General features: G+C 41.1%; 16 protein-coding genes. 2 read left to right on the forward strand and 14 right to left on the reverse strand.

Annotation, left to right across the window (positions count from 1 at the left end):
• Window positions 1-35 precede the first annotated feature (35 nt).
• The gene (locus QZZ43_RS13645; protein WP_291860411.1) at window positions 36-932 is read left to right on the forward strand and encodes a polysaccharide deacetylase family protein; all 897 of its coding nucleotides are present in this window, start codon (window positions 36-38) and stop codon (window positions 930-932) included.
• Between the two features lie 218 nt (window positions 933-1,150).
• Here QZZ43_RS13645 and QZZ43_RS13650 read toward each other — a convergent pair whose 3' ends face one another.
• The 4 genes from QZZ43_RS13650 to QZZ43_RS13665 all read right to left on the reverse strand — a co-directional run bounded on the left by QZZ43_RS13650 (window position 1,151) and on the right by QZZ43_RS13665 (window position 5,202).
• The gene (locus QZZ43_RS13650; protein WP_291860414.1) at window positions 1,151-3,286 is read right to left on the reverse strand and encodes a glycoside hydrolase family 97 protein; all 2,136 of its coding nucleotides are present in this window, start codon (window positions 3,284-3,286) and stop codon (window positions 1,151-1,153) included.
• Between the two features lie 251 nt (window positions 3,287-3,537).
• Window positions 3,538-3,966 (reverse strand): VOC family protein, encoded by a 429-nt coding sequence (locus tag QZZ43_RS13655; RefSeq protein WP_291860417.1) that lies wholly within the window; start codon window positions 3,964-3,966, stop codon window positions 3,538-3,540.
• Between the two features lie 25 nt (window positions 3,967-3,991).
• The gene (locus QZZ43_RS13660; protein WP_291860421.1) at window positions 3,992-4,495 is read right to left on the reverse strand and encodes a hypothetical protein; all 504 of its coding nucleotides are present in this window, start codon (window positions 4,493-4,495) and stop codon (window positions 3,992-3,994) included.
• A 50-nt stretch (window positions 4,496-4,545) separates the two neighbouring features.
• Entirely contained in the window at window positions 4,546-5,202 is a 657-nt protein-coding gene (locus QZZ43_RS13665; RefSeq protein WP_291860425.1) for an HD domain-containing protein, read from the reverse strand.
• A 495-nt stretch (window positions 5,203-5,697) separates the two neighbouring features.
• Between QZZ43_RS13665 and QZZ43_RS13670 the strand changes: the two genes are divergently transcribed.
• On the forward strand, window positions 5,698-7,227 hold the full coding sequence (locus QZZ43_RS13670; RefSeq protein ID WP_291860428.1) for a cellulase family glycosylhydrolase: 1,530 nt from the start codon (window positions 5,698-5,700) through the stop codon (window positions 7,225-7,227).
• A 310-nt stretch (window positions 7,228-7,537) separates the two neighbouring features.
• Here the strand turns inward: QZZ43_RS13670 and QZZ43_RS13675 are convergent, their stop codons facing one another.
• From QZZ43_RS13675 to QZZ43_RS13720, 10 genes are all read right to left on the reverse strand, one after another.
• On the reverse strand, window positions 7,538-9,781 hold the full coding sequence (locus QZZ43_RS13675; protein ID WP_291860430.1) for a nitric-oxide reductase large subunit: 2,244 nt from the start codon (window positions 9,779-9,781) through the stop codon (window positions 7,538-7,540).
• Between the two features lie 740 nt (window positions 9,782-10,521).
• Entirely contained in the window at window positions 10,522-12,228 is a 1,707-nt protein-coding gene (locus tag QZZ43_RS13680; RefSeq protein WP_367221585.1) for a PepSY domain-containing protein, read from the reverse strand.
• Between the two features lie 21 nt (window positions 12,229-12,249).
• Window positions 12,250-12,696, reverse strand: a complete 447-nt coding sequence (locus QZZ43_RS13685; protein ID WP_291860433.1) for an Rrf2 family transcriptional regulator — start codon at window positions 12,694-12,696, stop codon at window positions 12,250-12,252.
• Between the two features lie 205 nt (window positions 12,697-12,901).
• Entirely contained in the window at window positions 12,902-13,624 is a 723-nt protein-coding gene (ric, locus tag QZZ43_RS13690; RefSeq protein WP_291860436.1) for an iron-sulfur cluster repair di-iron protein, read from the reverse strand.
• An 862-nt stretch (window positions 13,625-14,486) separates the two neighbouring features.
• Window positions 14,487-15,047: an FMN-binding protein gene (locus QZZ43_RS13695; RefSeq protein ID WP_291860438.1), complete on the reverse strand. Its 561-nt coding sequence runs from the start codon at window positions 15,045-15,047 to the stop codon at window positions 14,487-14,489.
• Between the two features lie 20 nt (window positions 15,048-15,067).
• Window positions 15,068-16,192 (reverse strand): hypothetical protein, encoded by a 1,125-nt coding sequence (locus QZZ43_RS13700; protein ID WP_291860440.1) that lies wholly within the window; start codon window positions 16,190-16,192, stop codon window positions 15,068-15,070.
• Between the two features lie 328 nt (window positions 16,193-16,520).
• Window positions 16,521-17,408: a hypothetical protein gene (locus tag QZZ43_RS13705; protein WP_291860442.1), complete on the reverse strand. Its 888-nt coding sequence runs from the start codon at window positions 17,406-17,408 to the stop codon at window positions 16,521-16,523.
• Between the two features lie 608 nt (window positions 17,409-18,016).
• Window positions 18,017-19,348, reverse strand: a complete 1,332-nt coding sequence (locus tag QZZ43_RS13710; protein ID WP_291860444.1) for an HlyD family efflux transporter periplasmic adaptor subunit — start codon at window positions 19,346-19,348, stop codon at window positions 18,017-18,019.
• A gap of 66 nt (window positions 19,349-19,414) precedes the next feature.
• Window positions 19,415-21,607: a peptidase domain-containing ABC transporter gene (locus QZZ43_RS13715; RefSeq protein WP_291860448.1), complete on the reverse strand. Its 2,193-nt coding sequence runs from the start codon at window positions 21,605-21,607 to the stop codon at window positions 19,415-19,417.
• A gap of 17 nt (window positions 21,608-21,624) precedes the next feature.
• Window positions 21,625-22,833, reverse strand: a complete 1,209-nt coding sequence (locus QZZ43_RS13720; protein WP_291860451.1) for a radical SAM protein — start codon at window positions 22,831-22,833, stop codon at window positions 21,625-21,627.
• Window positions 22,834-22,852 lie beyond the last annotated feature (19 nt).

The following is a 22,852-nucleotide window of genomic DNA, read 5'->3' on the forward strand; positions in this document are numbered from 1 at the left end:
AAGTATCTTTATCCCATAAAATAACAGTCGCATTTATGCCATTTTTTAGCAATCTACTTAGTCTGGAGTTTCGGCTTTCGGGATTTCCATGGCTCCTTCGTCATACTCTTCAGAAAAAGAAAACCACCATTTTGATTTTTCATCAACCACAGACGGCATTTCTCGATAGAGCATTAACGGCACTGAAAAAACGGTACAACATCATCCCTTTTTCTCAGTTTCTTCGTTCCCAGAATGACAAGACCACAGTACTGCCTAAACGCCCCTTAGTCATTACCTTCGACGATGGCTGGGCAAACAATTATGATCTGCTCCCTTTACTGGAAAAGCATCAGGCTCCGGCAACCATATTTCTAATAGCCGGCATTGCTGACACCAGCCATCACCCCTGGTTTTATGTTGTCAAAGAGCGCGCGTTCAAAGAATCTCTGAAAAAGATGTCTGACCCGGTTCGTATGGCAGCGCTCAAACGAATTGGATTTGAAGAAAACCAAAATTTTGAAGAAAGAATCCTCCTCAACCGGGAGGAGATAACTGCCATGCAGAACAGCGGACTGGTAGAATTTGGTTCGCACACTCTCACACATCCCATCCTTCCCGGATGCTCAGATTCCAAAGCAGCAAAAGAAATCCAGTTATCTAAAGAAAAGACAGAAGCTCTGACCGGAAAACCCTGCACAATTTTTTCTTTCCCCAACGGAGAATACAGCGAACGGGATATCAGAATCTGCAAAAAAGCCGGTTATGAAGCTGCAGTGACCCTTGATGCGGGATTCAATGCCCAAAATAATGACCCCTTCAAACTCAAGAGAATTTCCGTTCCAGACAATGGCAACATCTCCGAATTGCTTGTAAAAGCCTCGGGCACCTGGGCACTCTTTAAGGTTCTTTCAGGAAGGCAAAAAAGAACCCGGCGGCACAGCGGATTGTAAAACATATCCGCCCCGGTTCTAATCATAAAAAGTTGCAATTGAAAGGCATAATCAATGAAAGCATAACACTTTTAGGAAACAATTTCCACTTCAATGCCCACTTCAATGCCCACAAACCAATAGCATCATCGGTTGGAATTTTCCGGCTGAAAAATGAAAAGGCTGCCAAAACTGACAGCCTTCTCAATTAACCTACGGCTTCAAATCGCATCTGAAAACTACAACTTCTTCAATCCTTTGGTTTCACTTTTGTCCTGCACTTCAATCAAACTGATGGCATAACCACCGCCTGGAGCACATTTTTGAGACAGTTTAGATTTGCTGGTAACAACATATTCCCTAATTTCGTAAGCCTTGGGATTTTTTTTGTAGTGGGCATCCTTTTTATCACTGTAGATGGTGGCCACATACTTTTTGCCGGGTTCCAGAAAATCAAATTTTATTTCAGATAAACGGGGCTCCTCGTCGTTTGTACGCCCTACAAACCAGTTGCCGGCATCTTTTTCCTTACGGGCGTAGGTAATGTAATTTCCGGGCTCAGCTTCCAGTACTTTCGTATCGTCCCAATCTACAGGAACATCCTTGATAAATTGCAACGCATCCAGATACTTATTGTATGTTTCGGGCAGATCAGCCGCCATCTGAAGCGGACTGTACATGGTAACATACAATGCCAGCTGACGGGCAATGGTAGTATTTACCCACGAACCGTTATCGGGATTGTATTTTCTCACATCCTGCTCAAAAATACCCGGAGTATAGTCCATGGGACCACCAATCAAGCGGGTAAACGGCAAGATAGTGGTATGGTCTGGATTGTTTCCGCCAAAAGCCTCATATTCTGTTCCGCGGGCCGACTCATTGGCAAGCAGGTTGGGGAAAGTTCGTCTCAATCCTGTTGGACGGACAGCCTCATGAGCATTAACCATCACTTTATGTTTAGCAGCCTCTTTCACAGCATAGATATAGTGATTCACCATCCATTGTCCGTAGTGATGTTCGCCCCGGGGAATGATATCACCAACATATCCACTTTTCACGGAATTGTAGTTATTGTCTTCCATAAACTGGTAAGCCTCATCCATGTGCCGCTCATAGTTGCGCACAGAACTGGATGTTTCGTGGTGCATCATCAGTCTTACACCTTTGCTTTTGGCATACTCACGCAGTTCATCCACATCAAAATCGGGATAAGGCGTCACAAAATCAAAAACATAATCTTTGGATTTTCCGAACCAATCTTCCCAGCCAACATTCCAACCTTCAACCAGCACCTGATCAAAGCCATGTTCAGCAGCAAAATCGATATGCATCTTTACATGTTCGGTATTGGCTGCATGCTTGCCAGTGGGTTGTGCATTGACAAAGTCAGTTTCGCCAAGCTTTACAGAAGGTAAATCGGCATAAGCCCACGAGCTTTTACCGGTTATCATTTCCCACCAAACCCCGATGTATTTTATAGGCTGAATCCACGAAACATCCTCATAAGCGCAAGGTTCATTGAGATTGAGTGTGATATTGGAAAGGAGAATATCTCCGGCATTTTTGCTGGCAATAACCGTGCGCCAGGGTGTTTGAGTCGGAGCTTGCATATAAGCCATATTACCAACTGCATCAGGAGTAAGGTGCGATTCAAAAACCAGGTTTTCATCATCCAACTCCAAATGCATACAAGAATACTCTACCAAAGCGGCCTCGTGCAGGTTGATATAAAGACCGTTGTCAGTTTTCATCATCAATGCAGTTTGAACACCTGTATCTGAAAAGGGAGTCTGAGATGCGTTGGGAGTGATGGCTTGCTTCATGAGACCACGAATTTCTGATAATCTGGAGGTGGTATAATCGTACTCCTGCGTGTCGTAATCTCCGGGAATCCAGAAAGCCGTATGGTCATTGGCCATGGCAAACTGGGTTTTCTCATCAGTCACCACAAAGTAGGTCAGATTATCCTGCTCCGGAAATTCGTAACGAAAGCCAAGTCCGTCGTTAAACAACCTGAAACGAATAACCATTGTTCGGTCGGTCTCTTCCTGTTCCAGAGTTACTGCCAGTTCATTATAGTGGTTACGAATTTCTTTGGTCTCTCCCCACACAGGCTCCCAGGTTTCATCGAATGAACTCTCGTCCACCTTTGCAAGTTTAAATCCGTTGGTAAGTGGCTCTAATGCTTTCAATTCAAGGCCAAGACTACTTTCAAGAATCACAGGTTGCCCATCCAGTTCAAGACTGTATACAGGTACCCCGCCTTTCACCTCAAAATTGAGATGAAAACTGCCATTTGGCGACTTCAGCTCGGCTGCCTGTCCCCATACGGCCATAAAGGATATTGCCATAAAAACAAATAATTTTTTCATAACGCAAAATGTTTGGGATGTTGCATAAAACTAATTTCAGATTTTATTCAAAGATACCGAAAAGGACAGTATATCAGGAAAGTGAAACGAACAAGCACCTTGACAAAGCATTAGCCCCCACACCAGAAACAACTGAACATCAAGCGAAAGAGACCAGAAGTTAATTCGTATTCACAATAAAAGAAAGTGAAAAATAATTAGAGTGACGTTTCCGCAAAGGTTTTCGGAAGCAACCTTCACAGACAATTCTACTACAATTCTACAGTACAAACAATTTCATATTTAATATTCTCCGGATCTTTAAAATATACTGCATAATAGTCTGGGCTATACTCCTGATATATTTGAGGAGCAGCCACAATATTGGCTCCTATTTCTACAAGCTTTATATATGCTTCATCAACCTCTTTGCGCGTATTGGCTTTAAAAGCCAAATGGTGTAAAGCACCGGGTTTTCGGCGGTTAATTGAATCATTCCTGAAAGCTTCCCTGGGAGATGTAATCGCAAAAGCCAGCAAGTCATGCGTATATTCAATGACATCAAAGTCATGCTCCTTGATGGAAGCCTTCACTTTTCGGTTGATATCAAACCCAATAACAGGGAGAAATCTATCGTAGAATTTTTCGGCAACTTCCAAATCTTTTACGGTAATCTGCAGATGATCTATTATCGGTTTCATAATCAAGAAAATATAGTTCCTGAATTCATTTTCCTCTTACTTCTCGGCCCCATGGTTTCTGAACTGAAATGACCAGCATCACCAATAAGAGAAACAATTGTACTGTTCCCCCAAAAGCGCTCTGCTGAAAGTTGTACTGAAAAACCTCATTGGCAAAAGCTTGCTCCCGCAAGGTGTTGGCCAGTTTAACGTTTCCATTGACCCAGGGACCCAGAAAGAATGTACCGAAGAGTATTTGGGCAACTGTTAGCACCCACTTCACTGTAATCCAGTAATGTTTGAAAAATCCAAAGCCTGACCACACACCATAGACAATGCCTATCAGTAGATTCCCCATAGCACCGGGAATAATAATAAAATCGTCAATTACCTGAATAATGCGGGACTTCATAAACAGCTCATCTCCCGTTTCGGGATAAACAAAAAAGAGAACCAACAGGAGGGATGTGGCACCTCCAATCCACATCACCACTAAGAAAAGATGAACCATTTTAAGAATTTTGAGACCTTGTTTTTTAAGTTTTGGCATGTTGATAATTTTTAAAGTTTTAACGCAGAGGTTCTTTGAACCGAAAGAAACTACAAACGTCCCTCCCACTCCCCATAAAACTCATCAAGAAACTGCTCCATAACCCGGTGCCGCTGTTCTGCAATTGCCTTTCCGGTTTTGGTATTCATCCGGTCTTTCAGTAACAATAGTTTTTCGTAAAAATGGTTGATGGTGGGGCCCGTACTATTCTTATACTCTTCTTTGGTCATGTTCAGGTTTGGTTTTATATCCGGATTGTACAATTCCCGGTTCTTATAGCCCCCATAATTAAATGTCCGGGCGATGCCAATAGCTCCAAGGGCATCCAGCCGGTCGGCATCCTGAACAATGTCCAGTTCCGGGGAGCGGAACTTTTGCTGATGATTTCCTCCTTTGAAGGAGATATACCGAATGATGTTTTCCACATTTTCAATCACTTCATCAGCTACATCCAACTCTCCTAAAAACTCAACGGCCTTTCGTGGCGAGGCTTCCTCGTCTCCGTCATTGAACTTGGAATCGGCAATATCGTGAAGCAGGGCAGAAAGCTCCACGACCAAAGGGTCGCAGGACTCCTTCTCCGCAATATGACTGGCCATCCTCCACACACGATAAGTATGAAACCAGTCGTGACCACCTTCGGCTCCGGCAAGCTCTGTTTTTACAAAGTCAATGGTTGCATTAATTAATTCGGTAGAATTCTTCACAAGAAAATTGTTTTCCTTTGTTTCACGTTACGCTTTCAGCATTTTCAAAACTACCATTTTTCATCCTTTTTCCGTATTTTTAATTCAATGCTTTTCCTCAGAATAATTAAATATTCTAAATTCACATAAAAGGATTTTTCTATCCTTTAGTAGCAAAAAAACCACGAACCATGGCATACTCACTTTCAGTTCAAAACTTAGATGAAACCAACAATTAAAGAGCAAAAAACAAAATATAAAATTAACCACCATGAGCGAATTTCTAAACAACTCATTTTACAGAAAATAGAAGCTTAAGAAGCTGATTCTGAAACTGCACGAAGGGGACAATCCAGGTCGGGTGCGTAACGAACTCACCAAGAAGTTGGTATGCTGCATTCCTACTCACGACCAATATAAAAACCGTTCGCCTAGAACTTTATTTACACTAATCATTGGAATAAGCCTGAATTTTATACTTTTGAAACAACCGTAACAAAAAATTAAGTCAGAAACATGATACTTAAGAAAATTGCATTAATAATCATAATAGTTACAGGAGTGACCACTACTGCCTGTTCTGATGAACAAACGGAGCCCATCAGTCCCGATGTTAAGCTCTCCCAAACCGAGTTCAACTTTCCCTCGGGTGGCGGCACAGAAACGCTGACCATTGAAGCCAACATATCACTGAAGATGAAGGGTTCAGAGATGGCGTGGTGCACTGTTTCTAAAGAAATTTCAGAAAGCAACGACCTGCTCAGCTACACCATCTCCGCCAGCCCAAACAGCTTTCCGGAAAGTCGGTGGACAAACATCACCATTAGCGGCACGGATTATGTCAGAGACCTCAAAATCAGCCAGGACGGTGCGGAGGAATCTTCCGAAGAAGAAGAAACTCCCACCGAGGATGCAGATGTGATGCCCATCATCAAAACGCTGGGTTTAGGCTGGAATATAGGCAATCAACTGGATGCCCACAGCAACGGCCTATCCAATGAAACCATCTGGGGTAACGAAAAAACCACGCAGGAAGCGTTCAACAAAGTTGCAGCTACAGGAATACAATCCGTGCGCATCCCCGTCACCTGGCTGGGGCACATTGGCGAGGCGCCCGATTACATTATCGAAGAAGCCTGGCTCAACCGCGTTGCCGAGGTAGTGAGCTATGCAGAAAATGCGGGACTTATTGCCATCATCAATATTCATCACGACGGAGGAGATAGTCATTACTGGCTCAACATAAAAGATGCTGCTGTAGATGAAGATGTGAACGATAAAGTAAAAGCACAACTCAAGGCTATGTGGACACAAATAGCCGTGAAATTCAAAGACAAAGGTGATTTCCTTATTTTTGAATCTATGAACGAAATTCACGATGGTGACTGGGGCTGGGGAACCAACCGCACTGACGGAGGAAAACAGTATGCCACCCTGAACGAATGGAATCAGGTTTTTGTAGATGCTGTACGCTCCACAGGAGGCAACAACAGCAACCGCTACCTGGGGGTTCCCGGTTACTGTACCAATCCCAATTTGACCATCAACCACTTTGTGCTGCCCACGGATGTGGTGGAAGACCGATTGTTGGTCGCCGTTCACTATTACGATCCTTATGAATACACCCTCACTGACAAATTTTCGGAATGGGGTCACACTGCGGATCCTACAAAGAAAGAAAGTTACGGCGATGAAGCAGACCTTCGAAAAGTATTTAGGCAGTTAAAAACTAAATTTACCGACAACGGAATTCCTGTCTATCTGGGTGAGGTGGGCAATGTACACCGCGGCACAGACCGAGCCGAGGAATTCCGCAAATATTATCTGGAATACCTCTGTAAAGCTGCCAAAGTATATGGTATGGCACCCTTTTTCTGGGACAATGGAGCTACAGGTGCCGGGAAAGAGTGCTCAGGAATCATCAACCACAGCACAGGAGACTATATCAACAACGGAAAAGAGATAGTTGACGTAATGGTAAAAGCAATTACCAATGATGATGCATCCTACACATTGAATACGGTTTATGACAATGCCCCTCAATAGGGTATTTTCTTCCCCCTGGTTTCCAAACGAGGAGATGACTGATAAAGTCGCCTGTCCTTCATTTGGAGCTTGAATTCATTGCGACAAAGTTTTATCCATACTGTAATCCCGCGATAGAATTAAAAAGGCACCTGCTCAGGTGCCTTTTTTAATTCATTTATTAGTGTCAATGCTTCGCAAGTCTCTTGCAAGTAACTGATAGCTGGCTTGTTACGATTGCAAGCAGACAGAGCACAACTCACTTACATTATAAACTTTGCGTCATAGCGTCTCTGTATTTATGTTTTTTTAACACACTATTGTTACTGAATCATTTATCTTTTTTAACAGACCATCCACCTTTGAGTCCAAAAACAAACCAGGCCAGGAATAACACACCGATGGCGAAGATGGAATCGCCAATGGCACGTAACCAGCGCAAAGTTTCCATGGCCGGTGTTTGCAGAAATTCTGCTGAGCGTGCATACCACAAACCAGTCTTTACACTTGCCCATGTCTGAGCCAGACCTACCGGCAATACACTGATAAGTACCATCAGGAGTAAGCCAATATTTATAGCCCAAAAAGCAATCTTTATGGGCCTCTCCTTCCACTTTACTTTTAAATCCATTTCGCGAAGCACAAAGAGCATGAGTCCCATTCCCAGCATCCCATAAACTCCGAAGAGAGCAGTATGTGCGTGTACCGGAGTTGTATTCAAACCCTGCATATAGTACAATGCAATGGGCGGATTAATGAGAAATCCAAAAATACCGGCTCCGAGAAAGTTCCAAAACGCCACTGCCACAAAGAAATAGATAGGCCAACGGTAAACCCGCACCCATTCTTTGGCCTTACTTAATCCAAGATTGTGATAGGCTTCATACCCCATAAGGACAAGCGGAACCACCTCCAGAGCACTAAAACTGGCACCTATGGCCATTACAGCGGTGGGCGTCCCGGCAAAATAGAGGTGGTGGAAGGTTCCAAGGATTCCCCCTGAAAGGAAAATAACAGTTGAAAGCAACACGGTAATAGTGGCCAGTGATGCCTGAATCAGTCTCATCCGCACAAACAAAAATGCAATGGCCACGGTAGCAAACACTTCAAAAAATCCTTCTACCCAAAGGTGAACAACCCACCAGCGCCAGTATTCGGCAAGTGACAGATGCGTTTGACGGCCCCACATCAGACCTGCACCATAAAAGGAAGCAATGGCTATGGATGATATCAGGAACATTATCAGCAAGTGACGATTTTCTTTTTGATTTTTCAAAGCAGGCAATAACCCACGTGCCATCAGGAACAACCAGATAAAAAGTCCTGCAAACAGAAATATTTGCCAGAAACGCCCCAAATCCACATATTCATATCCCTGATGTCCAAACCAGAAATTCTCGACCAGATTCAGTTTCTGCATCACTCCCAGCCATTGGCCCAACAAGGAGCCTACAACAATTACAAGCAATGCAAAGAATAAAATATCTACACCCAGCTTTTGGTGTTTTGGCTCTTTACCTAAAATGGCAGGAACAAGATAAAGACCTGTAGCAAGCCATGAAGTCGCAATCCAAAAGATGGCCAACTGAATATGCCATGTTCGCGTTACCGAATAAGGTAAAAAATCAGCCAGGGGAATACCGTAAAAGGCCTGACCTTCGACCCCGTAGTGGGCAGTTATTACCCCCATCAGAATCTGTACAAGAATAAGGGCTGTTACCACCCAGAAATATTTGAGCGTTGCTTTCATCGAAGGGGTTTGACGCACTTCCATTTGTGGATTCGTTTCCGGAATTTCTTCTCCTTTATCCTCTTTGCGCGATGCATAGAACCAAATCATCAGCCCAATCCCTGCCAACAAAATAATCACACTAAAACCGGTCCAAAGAATCAGGGAACTGGTTGGTTTATTGCCCACCAATTCATCGGGTGGCCAGTTGTTGGTATAAGTAATATCAGAACCCGGCCGCTGTGTTATGGTTGACCATGTAGTCCAGAAAAAGAAAGCATTCATCTTAAACATGCGATCTTCTGTCTTGATGCTGTTGGCCGGGATGCTGTATGCGTCCCGCAAATCAGCTTTGGCCGGGTCATCCATAAACAAACCTCCATAGTGACGGCTCAATTCTTTGAACGCTTTTGCTCTGACCGGAGAAATGGTCAAAACTCCATTATCAAAATTATGCGTATTGGTGCGAAGTTCATTTTTTAGCCGTGCCTGAAGCATAGCCTTTTGCTCATCATCCAGATTTTCATACACTTTCCCAAAATCAGCTTTGGCATATTCATCAAGAATGAAAAGTGCCTCCCGATGCAACCAGTCTGCATTCCAATCAGGCGCCTGATAAGCTCCATGTCCCCAAATAGTACCGACCTCCTGACCACCAACAGATTGCCATACATTCTGACCATCTTTGATATCTGAAGCAGTCATTATTACTTCTCCGTCAGTTGTGACCACTTTCTCGGGAATAGGTGGCGCTTCCCTGTAAATCTCCCACCCGTAATAGCCTAAAATCCCAAATGAGATGACCATTACCAGAATAAAACCAATCCATAGTTTTCTTGTTGTCATAGCTTTAGATATTTAAGAATGATTAATTATCGTGTTTACTAACCGTCAAAAAACCGACTACTTACTTTAAGTATGCATTAGAAAAAGATTAAACGCTCAGACGCGCAAAGGCACAAAGTTTTTATTCTCATAAACCTGCATAAACAACCTTTGTCATACTATTTATTATCGAGCAATTGCAAAAGCCTAACAGAGTATTGCTTTCAAAAACCAAAAATTGGCCAACTCTCCCCCCTGCCTTGGAACGTCAACCTTCTATCAAGAATATTTACCTCCTCAAGAACTCACTAACTCAATCAATCTAATTACAAACTTAAAAACTATTTAGTATAAAAGGATGCAAATATCTTTTTTAAAAGTTTATTTAAAGCAATTCTAAACAAGTAGCTAAATTAACTTTCTTTAGATTTCAGTACTATCTCCCAATCGGTCGTTAAAAAAAACCTAAACGCAGAGACGCAATAAGCTCCTATGCTGGAACTACGGATTCAAAAAGGGACAAAATCTTTTTTATTAAACATTTGCACGCAATGCACAATAATAAATAAATAACTCCTTATCAGATATTTGCAAAGGTTTAACGGGGCGTTGTTCTCCAAAAGAGGGGAAATAACCCCTGTAGTCTGTGTCCATCAGACAAAAACATTCGAAAAATCAACTGTTTTGGGACTTTAAAAGCTCATTGAGTATCTGGTCGGAGAAGAGTAGAAAAAAACCCTTGTGCGGAAACAAGAGGCTCCTCAATCCCGGAGAATATTTAATCCATTTATTCTCCTTCTTTTTCGTCTTCTGTACCGCTTACGATATAGCAAATACCCACTGATGACAACCATAACTCCGGTAAGTCCCACCAAAGGCACAATGAGAATATAAAAATCGCCCAGTAAAGTCTGAAAAAACCGACCTGTATGTATTTCCAGCGAGAGGTTCCAAAGTGACATGCGGGTTTGTTTCACCACACTTTCCGGAGCATCAGGAAATGATTTGTTATGATACAAGGGCAGCACACCCTGGTCGTAATCCACCATATAACGGTGGCCGGAGGGGTCATTTATCATTCCGGTTACTTTAAACATACCCACAGGTCGGCCGGAAGGAGCTCCCCGGTAAATCTCTCCCTTTGGAAAATCAATAATTTGAGGACTAGCCGGATGCCAAAGAAATAATCCGCTGAAAGAGCCAATCAGCCACGCACCTTCGCCATAGCGTTCAAACACTGTAATACCCATCACACTGACCGGCGGCTGAATTTCACATTTCTGAGGCTCCAGGCTTCCCTTATTCAGAGTAAACATTCCATCCGAGGTTGAGAGAAAAAACAGCTCCCTTTCATGGTCGTAGCGAATATCGCGCAACTTATCGTACCAGGGATTGGGCTGGTCGAGATGAGAATATTTGATGGGCGAAACTTTGGAATAACCAATCAGAATCAAGAAGGGAGGGCGCAAAAATATTCCGGTAAAAAAGAGAAAAGCCAGAGACAACCAGAACCAGGCCCCTGTTTTATTATGCCATTTTAACGACCAGCGACTGGAATTCACCAATTTCTCTATAGATTTTCTTTTCCGTTTCCGTTTTTTTATCCAATCAGGAAAAAAGAAATAAAGAATCCCGGTCACCGATAAAAAAATCGTAATCAGTCCCAGAAAATCAACAAAGAATTGCCCAGGCAAACCAAAAACCTCTCCGGAATGCAGCTGCCAGACAGTTTCCAGCAAAGTTACTTCATTTCTGAAATTTTCGGGCTGGGCCAGTTCCACCTTCTGAAAAGAGGTATTTAGGCCCTGAGCCCGACCTTTAAACAAATAAGACCTGTTGAGCACATAAAGGGAATCACCCACCGTTTCAATTGCCACGAACCGTTTAATCCGGACATCCAGTGGAAACTTTCTCCACTCCTTAACAGAGTCCTCATAACCAAATAATCCAAATTGGGTGGCGGCATAAAGATTCCCGACATTATCACGATGCAGGTCAAAAACTTTTCGATTATCGGCACCAATGGGAAATCCGGCATTAATTGACCGATACTGCGAAAAAGCAGAATCGGTTGCCCAAACACCGATGTTTCCAAATATCAGAATGCTATCCGGAGATATAATCAGATTTCCTTTCAGAGAACTGTTGCCCCATTGCTGATAAGAATATACATCAGGCAGGGTTGTTCTGGACAAATCCTGGGAAGAAAAAAACTCCCGGTGATTCAGGAAAATACCGGTCAAGCCGTAATAAAGAAGTACAAACGAAAGAATAAGCCCCGGCCAGCGGTGGAGCTTTTTAAAAATTTTTCCTTTTGCCATAAATAAATTAATTACACAGAGGTGCACAAGGAAACACAGAGTTCCACCCTCCTCTGCCCCTCGCTTCGGATGGAGGGACATTTTCCGGTCGTCTCTGACGACAAATAAACCCGTAAGACACAAGAAGTAACAGCCCCTCTGGTGCAAGAAGAAAGGGAGACCAGCACGCTATTGTAATTCCAGTTCACTATTCAGCACGGCCTCTCCATCACGGATTTTAGCAGCCAGGGATCTAACGGTCTCATTCTTCACAATCTCTTCGAAGCCGTTACGCACTACCTTGTACTGGTGATGCAACGGACAAGGATTCCCGTCGCTGCAATTTTTCATTCCGAACCCACATCGATGAAAAATCCCCTCGCCTTCAATTACTTTCACAATCTGAAAAAGCGTTACATCAATGTCATCATCGGAAAAAAAGAAACCGCCCCCCCGGCCTTTGGCCGAATGCAACAACCTGTTTTTTGTAAGGGCCTGAAGAATTTTAGCGGTAAAAGCCACAGGAGCCTCAATATGATTGGCCACATCAGCCACACCGGGTCGCTTTTGCTCCCAGTTCTGCAGTTGAACCGACACCATGGCTCTTATACCATATTCCGAACTTTTTGATAACATTTATCTGAATCTTTGGGTTTGAAGTAATGCAAAGATATGAAAATTTGGCAGAGAGCTTGTAGCAAGGGGCACAGAGCATGGGCCATATAACGGGAAATTAAAAGAATATTCAAGTAATTCATTTAGCTAAGTTGCTGAAATATCTTCGTAGCACCTTACTTGCTTTTACTCCATGCTCTCTGTTCCATGCACAATGCTCTTTTCTCTAAACTCCCAGCTCTTCTTCCAACTTAATGGCTCCCGGGAACAGAATGTTATTTTCCAGATGAATATGACGATGCAGATCCTCCTCAAATTCCTGGAGAGTTCGCATGGTTACTTCGTAAGTATTACAGCCGTCATCGGGAGTTTGATAACCATTAGTGATTTCAGAAATCGTATTGAAACGTTCGCCCTCGGCATCATGTTCAGCAAGCATTACCTGAATAGGAGAATCTACTCCTCCCAATTGACTCAGATCTACCTTTTCTCCTTTTTTTGCTTTAACGAGTTTCCGAACTTGCGGAAACAGCACCAACTCTTCCTTCATCAAGTGTGCGCTCAGATTTCCGGCGCTCTCCTCAAACATTCGGGCCACATCAAAAAGTTCCGGATGATTTTGTCCATGAGCATTACTCAATTTCTCCAGCTTGGCTTTCAAAAAAGGAATCTTTTCCTTCACATAAGAATGATGCCTCTTCACGATATAATCTGCCAGTTGGTCTAACTCCAGACTCTGAATAAACCGGGCATCAAAATCCTCCTCCTGCATCACTTCCTCCAGGCGGGGAATAAGTTCTGCCACATCAACCGATGCGTTCGCACAGGCTTCATCCAAGGAAATATTGCCTCCGCAGCAAAAATCAATTTTGTGTTTCTCCAACACCGGCGCGGCCTTGTAACTTTCTTTTACAATTTCGCCTACAATGGTATTCGCATCTATTTGCATAACATTTAGTTTTAATGATTGATGATGCAAATATAAGTATTCTGTATAAAAAGACCTATTTATCCTTTGTTTTTTTATTGAAAAAATCTCCTTACCCCTTAATTCCAATCCAGCACTTAAAACTCTCGTCTCAGACGACAATGCAGAAAAAACTAAAATATAAGTAGTCCCATTTGGCAATACTCCATTAATGTCTTATAATCCCCGAACCTAAACGAGCCAGAACCAAATAAATCTATAGAGAATCTGTCGCAGTTCCCCAGCTTTTTTCTTTTTTTATCACATTATTTCTACCGTTCTGCCGCCGCTCCGCGGCTATTAATTCCTAAGTATGTTGTTAACAAAACCTAAAGCCGCAGAGCGATGAAAGAACGGTAACTCAATTATCACAGAGCCATCCAAACTATGGAACGCCCAATATGAAAAGCCTTCAGGAGGAACGATGAAATATTTTGCAAAAAACGAATATTAAGAGTAAGACACTAATAACAAGAAACCTGAAAACGAGAATTGATAAATACAAACCTTTTACAATAAAACCTTTGCGTCATGGAAACTCTGCTTTTATTGAACGGATTACTATTCTCGACCTTGTCGAAGAGGAGAGGCCAAAAAGGGGCTGAACAAAAGTACTGAAAGCCACAAAGGTTTATTTATTCATGACCAATGATAGAGAGACATAAGCACAATGATCGAAGTTCATTCCGAGAAGTAGAAAACAATCAGGATTAAATAGGAATATTTATTCATAGTTATGTGATTAATGACTAAGAAATCCTGAGGAAACGAGAGTTCCCCCCCTCGTGCGGAAACGTGGGGAGAGATATTTGAAAACAAAGGGGAGAAAAGAAGCCCTCATCTGCTACATCTTCAATTTATGCAGAAGATTTGTCTTCAACTCCACATCATCAGTAATTGCCTGAACGGAGATGGTTGCTCCAGAAATGGCATCAATATTTTTGTTCACCTGCAAAGGCTCCGAACCATCGTGACCGGAAAACTGCTTTAACCAGCCTCTTGCTGTTATTTCATAACCATGAGTAGCCTGATAATTAAAAACTTTAACGACCTGAACTGTTTTACCCTCATCAAAAAGAATAAAATAGTCAAAGTATTCTCCGTTACCGGGGTCTGATTTTTCACCCGAGATTGAGCAGCCACCAGCGCGACAACTGTTCACCCTTCCGGTATAAATATATTTGTACTTCCCTGCATTCGCAGTAACCTCAAAGAATTTTCCCAGAGTTCGGTGCTTTTGCAGGAGCGAATCAGCAACCTTCAATTCTGATATCTGAGAAAAATCAGAAACTCCTTCTTTTGACAGGGCCTTTTCTAATGTCCTGTTTTGGTATTCTATTTCTCCCTGACCCCAAACAAGAACAGTAAAAAAACTAACCGCTAAAAAAACAATCCCTTTCATCATCGCATCCCGGTTTTGAATTATTAAAACATTACTCCGATTCCCGCATTGAAAGTTTTGTTGAATTTATCTTCATTTCCTGATTTAACAAACTGCATATCGGCTTTCACCACAGCACCGGGAGCCAACTTCAAAGAAAGACCGGTGGTTATGATATTCTTTTCATAGGTAGGGTTTTTACTAATATTATCCTCAACATCGGAGTGAGTATTAAGAAATGAATAGCGCACAAAAGGCATCAATTGCTTCCCGGTATTCGATGATCTTAACACGTCGTAAGCAGCTTCAACATAATACCCGGTCATGGCGCTGCCCAAATCATTCAACACCCCGTCTTCGGATGCCGTAAATTCATTATACTGCTCAGTATTAGACAACCCTGAATAATAGAACTGTCCCCGCAACTGAAATCCTTGCCATGTGTAACGTGCATCCAATCCAACCATGGACACCCCAACCACCGACGAATCGGCCAGAGCCAACCCTGTATCATCGCTTTTATCGGTTCCGTCATATAAAGTACTTTGAGTTTTTCCAAAATACCCCGACAAACCAACGTTCAGTCCCCTGATACCATAATATTCAACTTTACCGGTGAAATTGGGTGAACTGATGAAAGATTCAGCCCCCTTCTGGCGACCTTTACGCAATCCGTTTTTGCCTCCCAGGTTTGCTGCCCCGTCGTAACCATTAAACCCATTCATGATATATACCTGATATTTAAGGGATGCCGGAATAAAATTCCCCGTTACTCCGAAACCAATTTCACGCCAGGTTGTGGGTGCAATGTATTTGTCAATCAAGGGTCGCTCCACACCATTAAATGTAGTGGGCTCATGATATTCATTAATAACCCCCATGGGTACAAGCATCAGCCCGCCCCTTAAACTAACACTTCGACTTAATTGGTGCTGCAAAAAGGCCTGCTCCACATAAACCTCCTTAACATGCTCAAATTCAAGCTCGGTTATAAATTGAGTTTTATCACTGAAATTGTACCCCAAAAGCATAACCACTCTGTGAACATCCATTTTCCCGATGTTCTTCACATCTGCATCTAATGGTTGGTTGTAATGCACTTCACCATATCCTCCAACCATCAGTTTATTGTTGCTTGACAGCATATTATCTGCTGCATTGGTGTACACATTGGTTTTTTTTCGCCTGTTTGTGCATAAGCTGAAACAGTCATCATCAACACCATTGAAAATAGAACCCCTTTCATCATTATCAGTTTCGTTTAATTAAACTCATTTAAAATAATGATGCAAAACTACAATGAAGGTTGGATTCCTAAAATCCCTAATTGTTGGGATTTTTTGATGCCTTTAGGACCATGAATATTTAATGACTAATGAAAAGACCCTTTGTTTCTAATGTTGGTAAGTCTACAATAAAGCTTACCAGTAGCTTGATTCTCTTCTGGATTAAAAACTAATACCATCAATTATTATTATTTTTGAGACAAATACTCTTCTAGTCAAAATTTATAAAATCAGCACTTAAACAAATAGCTACCCTTCTCTTCTTAACTCTATCCATGTTAACCGGAAAAACACTTTTACCGTTTCTGCTTCTATATATACCATAATACTGTTCTGGTTTTCTTCCCATTGTAGCAATTGTCGTTTTTTTTATGTAGTAATAATCGAATATCCTGGCATAATGATATGGACTAATGTCATTGTTTTTTAGTGCATCCTCCAAAAAAGGAAGTAGAAATTCAATTTGGTCAGTGGTGAAATGAAGTAAAGAGTGTACAAAACCATCTGATATATCTCTATGGTTAATGTTTTGATCACGTCCTGTAACTGAAATACCAGGCCATTTATTAAGTTGCTTTACGATAATCCTTATTTTCTCGAAGTTATTATTGTTTATTTGTTCCCGCTTTTTGTTGCTCACCAAAAAGAACTGTGAATATTTATCATCCCTTTGTATCTGGTCCAAAGTTTCTTTTAAAACCACATTTTGATTATTATTGGTATTTATCTTTTGCTTAAGAAATGTTTTAATTTTTCTTTTACTTATACACGAAGGTCTGATTTTGATAATATCAACCCTCGACACCCCATTATTAATTAGCTGGCTTGCTACATTACAAAAGTTTTTTTCATCACATCTATAAGCAAACACTTTTAAAAGAAAATACAAATCCGTTGAGAGGGGGGTGACACTTTCAGCCAATGCCACTTGAATTAATGAATCAATAATAAATATACTATCAGGTGAAGTAAAATATATTTCCTTCGCTTTAGTAAAACATTCATGGTAAGTAGATTTAATTTGTTGATCAGAAAAATCATTTTGACAGATTAATTTGTTAGAAATTAAAATAAGTGACAGGAATAGAATTCCTATCACTTTTAAGTGTTTAAGATAATACATATCCATTATTTAAATTCTTTCATCACAATTCGCTTTATATGGCCATGTCTGTCGTCAATTACTTTAAAAGTGACGCAATTTCCGTTTCCATCATCAACAGAAATTACCGTTTTTGATCTGGCACCTGCTTCTTTTGAATTACTCTACAAAACTTCCTCTTGGAAGAATTAAAACCATAGCAAATTCGTCAGAACTTCCTGTTCCTTTAAGTCATATTAACGGAGCAAGTCCTTCATGCGTTTCTTTGTTATCAATAAAATTCATTTTTATAGTCTTTTGATTTTTATAATATCCTCCTTTAACCTTTTCTTAACGCTCTCATCCCCCCTCTACCTAATTGTAAACGCTCATTTTCAGTCAAGTCTCTAATTCGGTATGAACCCAAAACTTAACAATAACGGGTGATCCAATTAATTCTTAAATTGATCGAAAACCACCTACCTCTATCGATCCTCAGAAAAAGACTTAAGTTTTTTCTTCATTCAGTAAAACAGAGAGAAACATTGACCTGCAATACTTTCAAAAAAAACGGATACAGGCAGGAATAAACAAAACAATCTTATCCTAACAATTAAACTATAAAATCATTCCATATTCTCTTTTAAAATAGCTTTCAACGGATAAACCAGTCTTTCCGCCAAACTTATATCCTCAGTAATTATTTCTGCAACTCCCTGCATATTCTGCTTAAATGGCAGCTGCTTACCATAATTAGTCACTAATGTATCAGGTAACAAGACAGTCCCGACATAAGCAGAATCTGGGACTTCCGATAAGCCTTCCAAATTCGTTACCACCAACCCAAATTCATGGGAAGGAAAATCAACAAACTTCAGGTTTACCTCCTGACCCTGATGAACTTTTCCGGCACTGCGAACAGGAATACTTAATTTGCCTATTAGTTTGGTAGCTTTTTGAGGTAAAACAGCCATCACCATTTGGCCTGATTCCACATTTTGGTTTTCTTCCCAGACACCAGACAAAGCAACAACCCCATTGATAGGAGAAACCAAGCAGAACCGGTTTTCCCATTCAGAAAGTGATGCCTTTAGATGGTTAAAAGCAATTTTTATTGCGGACAGGTGCTCATCAATGCTTTGTTGTTCTGAAAGATTAATATCCAGTAATTCCTGATCCAATTCAGAAAGATTCAACTCTACTGAAGACAAATTCAAACGTGTATCTATCAACTCTCTCTCCTGAGAAATAAAACCTTTCCTAGCGTTTTCATAATCCGCTTCAGCAATCACATTTGATGCAAAAAGCAGGGAGTCTCTGGTCAAGACTTTACGGTCAATTTCAAATGCTTTTTGGGCGGAATTGATCTGTTGAATAAGAAGACTCCTTCTTCTCCTTAATCGACGCATCCGCTCCTTCACAGCCTTTCTTTTCTCCTGAAAATAGTCAATTCTCTTTAATGTCTGATATTCTGAAACATACTTCACCACCTCCGAAAAAGGCGATTGAAGTTCACCAAGCTGAGATTCTTTCGATATAATCTCCCATTTTTGCTCCTGTTCTTTTTCAAGAATAGAATCCACCCCCAGACTAATGAAACCTCTTAAAAGTTTATATCCCTCGCTACTCACAGGACTCTCAACAATAGCCAACAATTCACCCGATTTAACAGAATCGCCATCTGCAACGAACAGATTTTGCATTTTCCCTGAACTCTTGGACAAAAGAAAGGCAGGTGGATTGGAGGTTTGCAGATAAAAGCTTCCGTTGATAACTTCTGGGTATCTGAAAACAAAAGAAAAAACAACAAGAGCGGAAATAATAACTGCAATTATTACAATTCCGTACCGAATTAAACGATTGGGTATTTGCCCCATTATTTCTCTCACTTCATCGCTCTTCAGATCAATATGCTCTGTTTTATATTCAGTAATATTTTTATAGCTGTTCGGGCTCATTTAAAGATTAATTAAATTTTCTGGTCATAAAATTGCCTAAAAGAATATAAACTATTCTAAATCTGGTCAATTCCCCAATTCAAGCTGATTCTTCACCAGGTCAAAATATGCACCGGAAGCTCCAACTAAATCTTTGTGAGTCCCGGTTTCAATAATACACCCGTTTTCCATCACAATAATACTATCTGCATTTTTCACTGTGCTAAGACGATGAGCCACCACCACAACGGTGCGACCTTTAAAGAAAAGATCAAGGTTTTCCATTATCACTCGCTCATTGTTGGCATCCAGGGAATTAGTCGCCTCATCCAGAAAAATATACTCCGGATCTTTGTAAACGGCACGGGCAATCAGGATTCTTTGTCGTTGTCCCTGGCTCAACCCAACACCTTCCTGCCCGATCCTGGTGTTGTACCCCAAAGGAAGACCTACTATAAAATCCTGAATATTGGCAATTCTAACAGCATAAAGCAACCTCTTCTTGTCTATATCATCATCCCCTACAGCTATATTCCGGGCAATGGTATCCGAGAAAATAAAGCCATCCTGCATCACGACCCCGCACTTGCTTCTCCACCATCCCTGATGAAAGTTCCCAAGATTGCTTTCACCTATCTTTATTTCTCCATCCACAGGGTTATAGAAACCCAATAACAATTTTATGAGTGTTGTTTTACCGCTTCCGCTGGTTCCTACAATGGCGGTTATCTTCTTTTCCGGAATATGTAAATTCACCTTATTAAGCACTTTTGGAGAGTGCGGTCCCTCATATTGGAAAGTCACATTTTGCAGATGGAGATCAAGCCGCCCGGCTATCTCAGTCAACCGGTTATCTCTTGCTTCCTCCTCATTAGGCTTAGAGTGTATTTCGTTCAACCGTTCCAGACTAATCTTAGCATCCTGAGCCAGGTGGACAAAATTGATCATTTGATCTATGGGGCTATTGAGCTGCCCAATGATGTACTGGACAGCCACCAACATCCCAAGAGTCATATTCCCCTTAACTACTGCAGTCGCTGCAAGTATCGTAATGATGATATTTTTCGTTTCATTAAAAAACAGTCCCCCTAATTGTTGGTACTGGCTTAACGAAAGACTTTGAACACTCACCCTGAACAATTTTGCCTGAATGCGCTCCCATTCCCATCGTTTTTTTTTCTCACAATTATTGAGCTTAATCTCCTGCATGCCTGAAATCATCTGAATGAGGTTGCTCTGTTCAGAAGACATTTGAGCAAATCGTTTATAATCAATGTCCCGCCTTTTTTTCATAAACAACCACACCCACATAAAATAAAGAAGGCTCCCAATCAAAAAGACCACAAATATCTTCATGCTATACCAGGCCAGAACTGCTCCAAACAAAACCAGATTGATCATTGAGAAAAGTACATTTAAAGTCTGTCCGGTCAAAAAATCTTCAATTCGCGAGTGATCTTCAATTCGCTGGATGATGTCGCCTGTCATCTTGGTATCAAAAAAACGGACGGGCAGCGTCATCAGCTTGGAAAGAAAATCACTTATCAGAGAAATATTAATCCTGGCACTCACATGTAGCAAAATCCAGGAACGTATAAACTCCACACTCATCCTACTAACAAACAACACCAATTGGGCGATCAACACCAAGTGAATAAAATTGAGATTCCGGGTATTAACGCCAATATCAACAACCGCCTGGGTAAGAAAGGGAAATACCAATTGAAGTAAACTCCCCACCAAGAGACCCAAAGCCAACTGAACGATAAACTTCTTATGGGGACGCAAATATTTAAAAAGGAAGGAAAACCCGGATTTATCGGGTGGTTCTTCTTCCATATTGTAAAACTCAGGAGTAGGCTCTAACAAAAGACAAATTCCAACAGATTCTCCATTTTTCACGGTGGAAGCCCAGCTTTTAAGAAATTCGTCCCGGGTATAAGTGACCTTGCCATGAGCAGGATCCGCCACCCAAACCTTGTTCTTCTCAATTTTGTAAACAACAACAAAATGCTCCTGATTCCAGTGGGCAATAAATGGAACCGGGGACTCTTTTTCAAGTTGCGCAAAGCTAATCTTCACCCCCATTGATCGAAAACCAATGCTTTCAGCTGCTTCACTGATCCCAAGAAGAGAGACTCCTTCGCGGGTAAGAAAGCTTCGATTTCTTAATCTCTCTATAGAATAAAACCGGCCATGAAATTTTGAAATCATTTGCAGGCACACCGGACCGCAATCCATTATGTCCGGTTGATTATAAAATGGAAAAGAATCAATCATTAACTTTCTTAAGACTATTACAACAATTCCAGATAATCCTCTATCCTTCCCTTAAAAGGTGTACAACAATCGTTGTTCTTGCCTTCATATTTATTTTCCATTCTTCGTTTGGGACAACCACCATGGCAAATGGGCAAATACGAACAGGATTGGCACTCCTCTTCCTGATAATGATCAATTCCGACAGAATACTTTGCCTGCAGCTCATGATTTGAAAAAACAGGGTCATCATGAATATTACCAACAACTAATGACGTTTCGCCTAAGTCTTCAAAGCACTTGTAAATTTCCCCTCTCCAACCAATGATCATGTTATTAGGATTTCGAACCAAACATTCAACATTAATATCATCAGGATAGATCTTCTCAAGACACACATTTCTCTCTTTTAATGCAGAAATACAGAAATCAGTAGATTCATTTCGGCCAAAACAATTACATTTTGAAGGGTTTGAATCCTCAAGATGAATCCATCCAGGATAGACAACCAAGTTTTTTGATGGATACCGCTCATTTAACCATTCAAAAACTTCCCAGAATTTCACCTGATTAGATTTATCAATATTTACCCGAACAGCCACAAAGAAAGAGTCACAAAACTTTCCAGAAAATAAACCGTCAAGGTTCTCAACGATTTTATCAAAAGTCCCATTCCCATTAAGCAATGGACGTCGTTTGTCATGATCGACTCTTAAACCATCTAAAGTGACCTGAATCGTATCAACTCCAATCTCTGACAAAACTTCTATTCGTTTTGAATCCAACAAATAACCATTGGTTACAATCTCATTTTCGAGAACATTTAATCCTAACCCTTTTATCTTCAATCCTAAAGAAAGCAATCTCTTAGTCTCCAATAAGGGTTCTCCTCCATACCAGGTTAAATTGAGCGTATCCATCGCGTCTTGCTCCATTCTTTTTTTCAGAAACTGAACGATAGCATCTTCTGTTTCATCACTCATTCTTCCCGGGTTTCGCCACTTCTCATAGCAATAGCCACAATTAAAATTACAATTGTGAGTAGGAGCGATGGTTAAAACCATGTGTTTTTTATCAAAAATTCGGCTTAGACTCTGATGACGAAGTTGCTCCACGAGTAAATCATCATCAAAAACAAAAACATAATTCTTTTCAAAAAATCGAACCTCTTCCTCAGTAAAAAAACTATCTTCAATAAGTCCACTCTTTTCAACTTCTTGAAGTTGGGCAAAAAGTGTTTCATCCAACTTTAACAACCCATTGGTA

Source organism: Marinilabilia sp., from assembly GCF_016278715.1.
GTDB lineage: Bacteria > Bacteroidota > Bacteroidia > Bacteroidales > Marinilabiliaceae > Marinilabilia.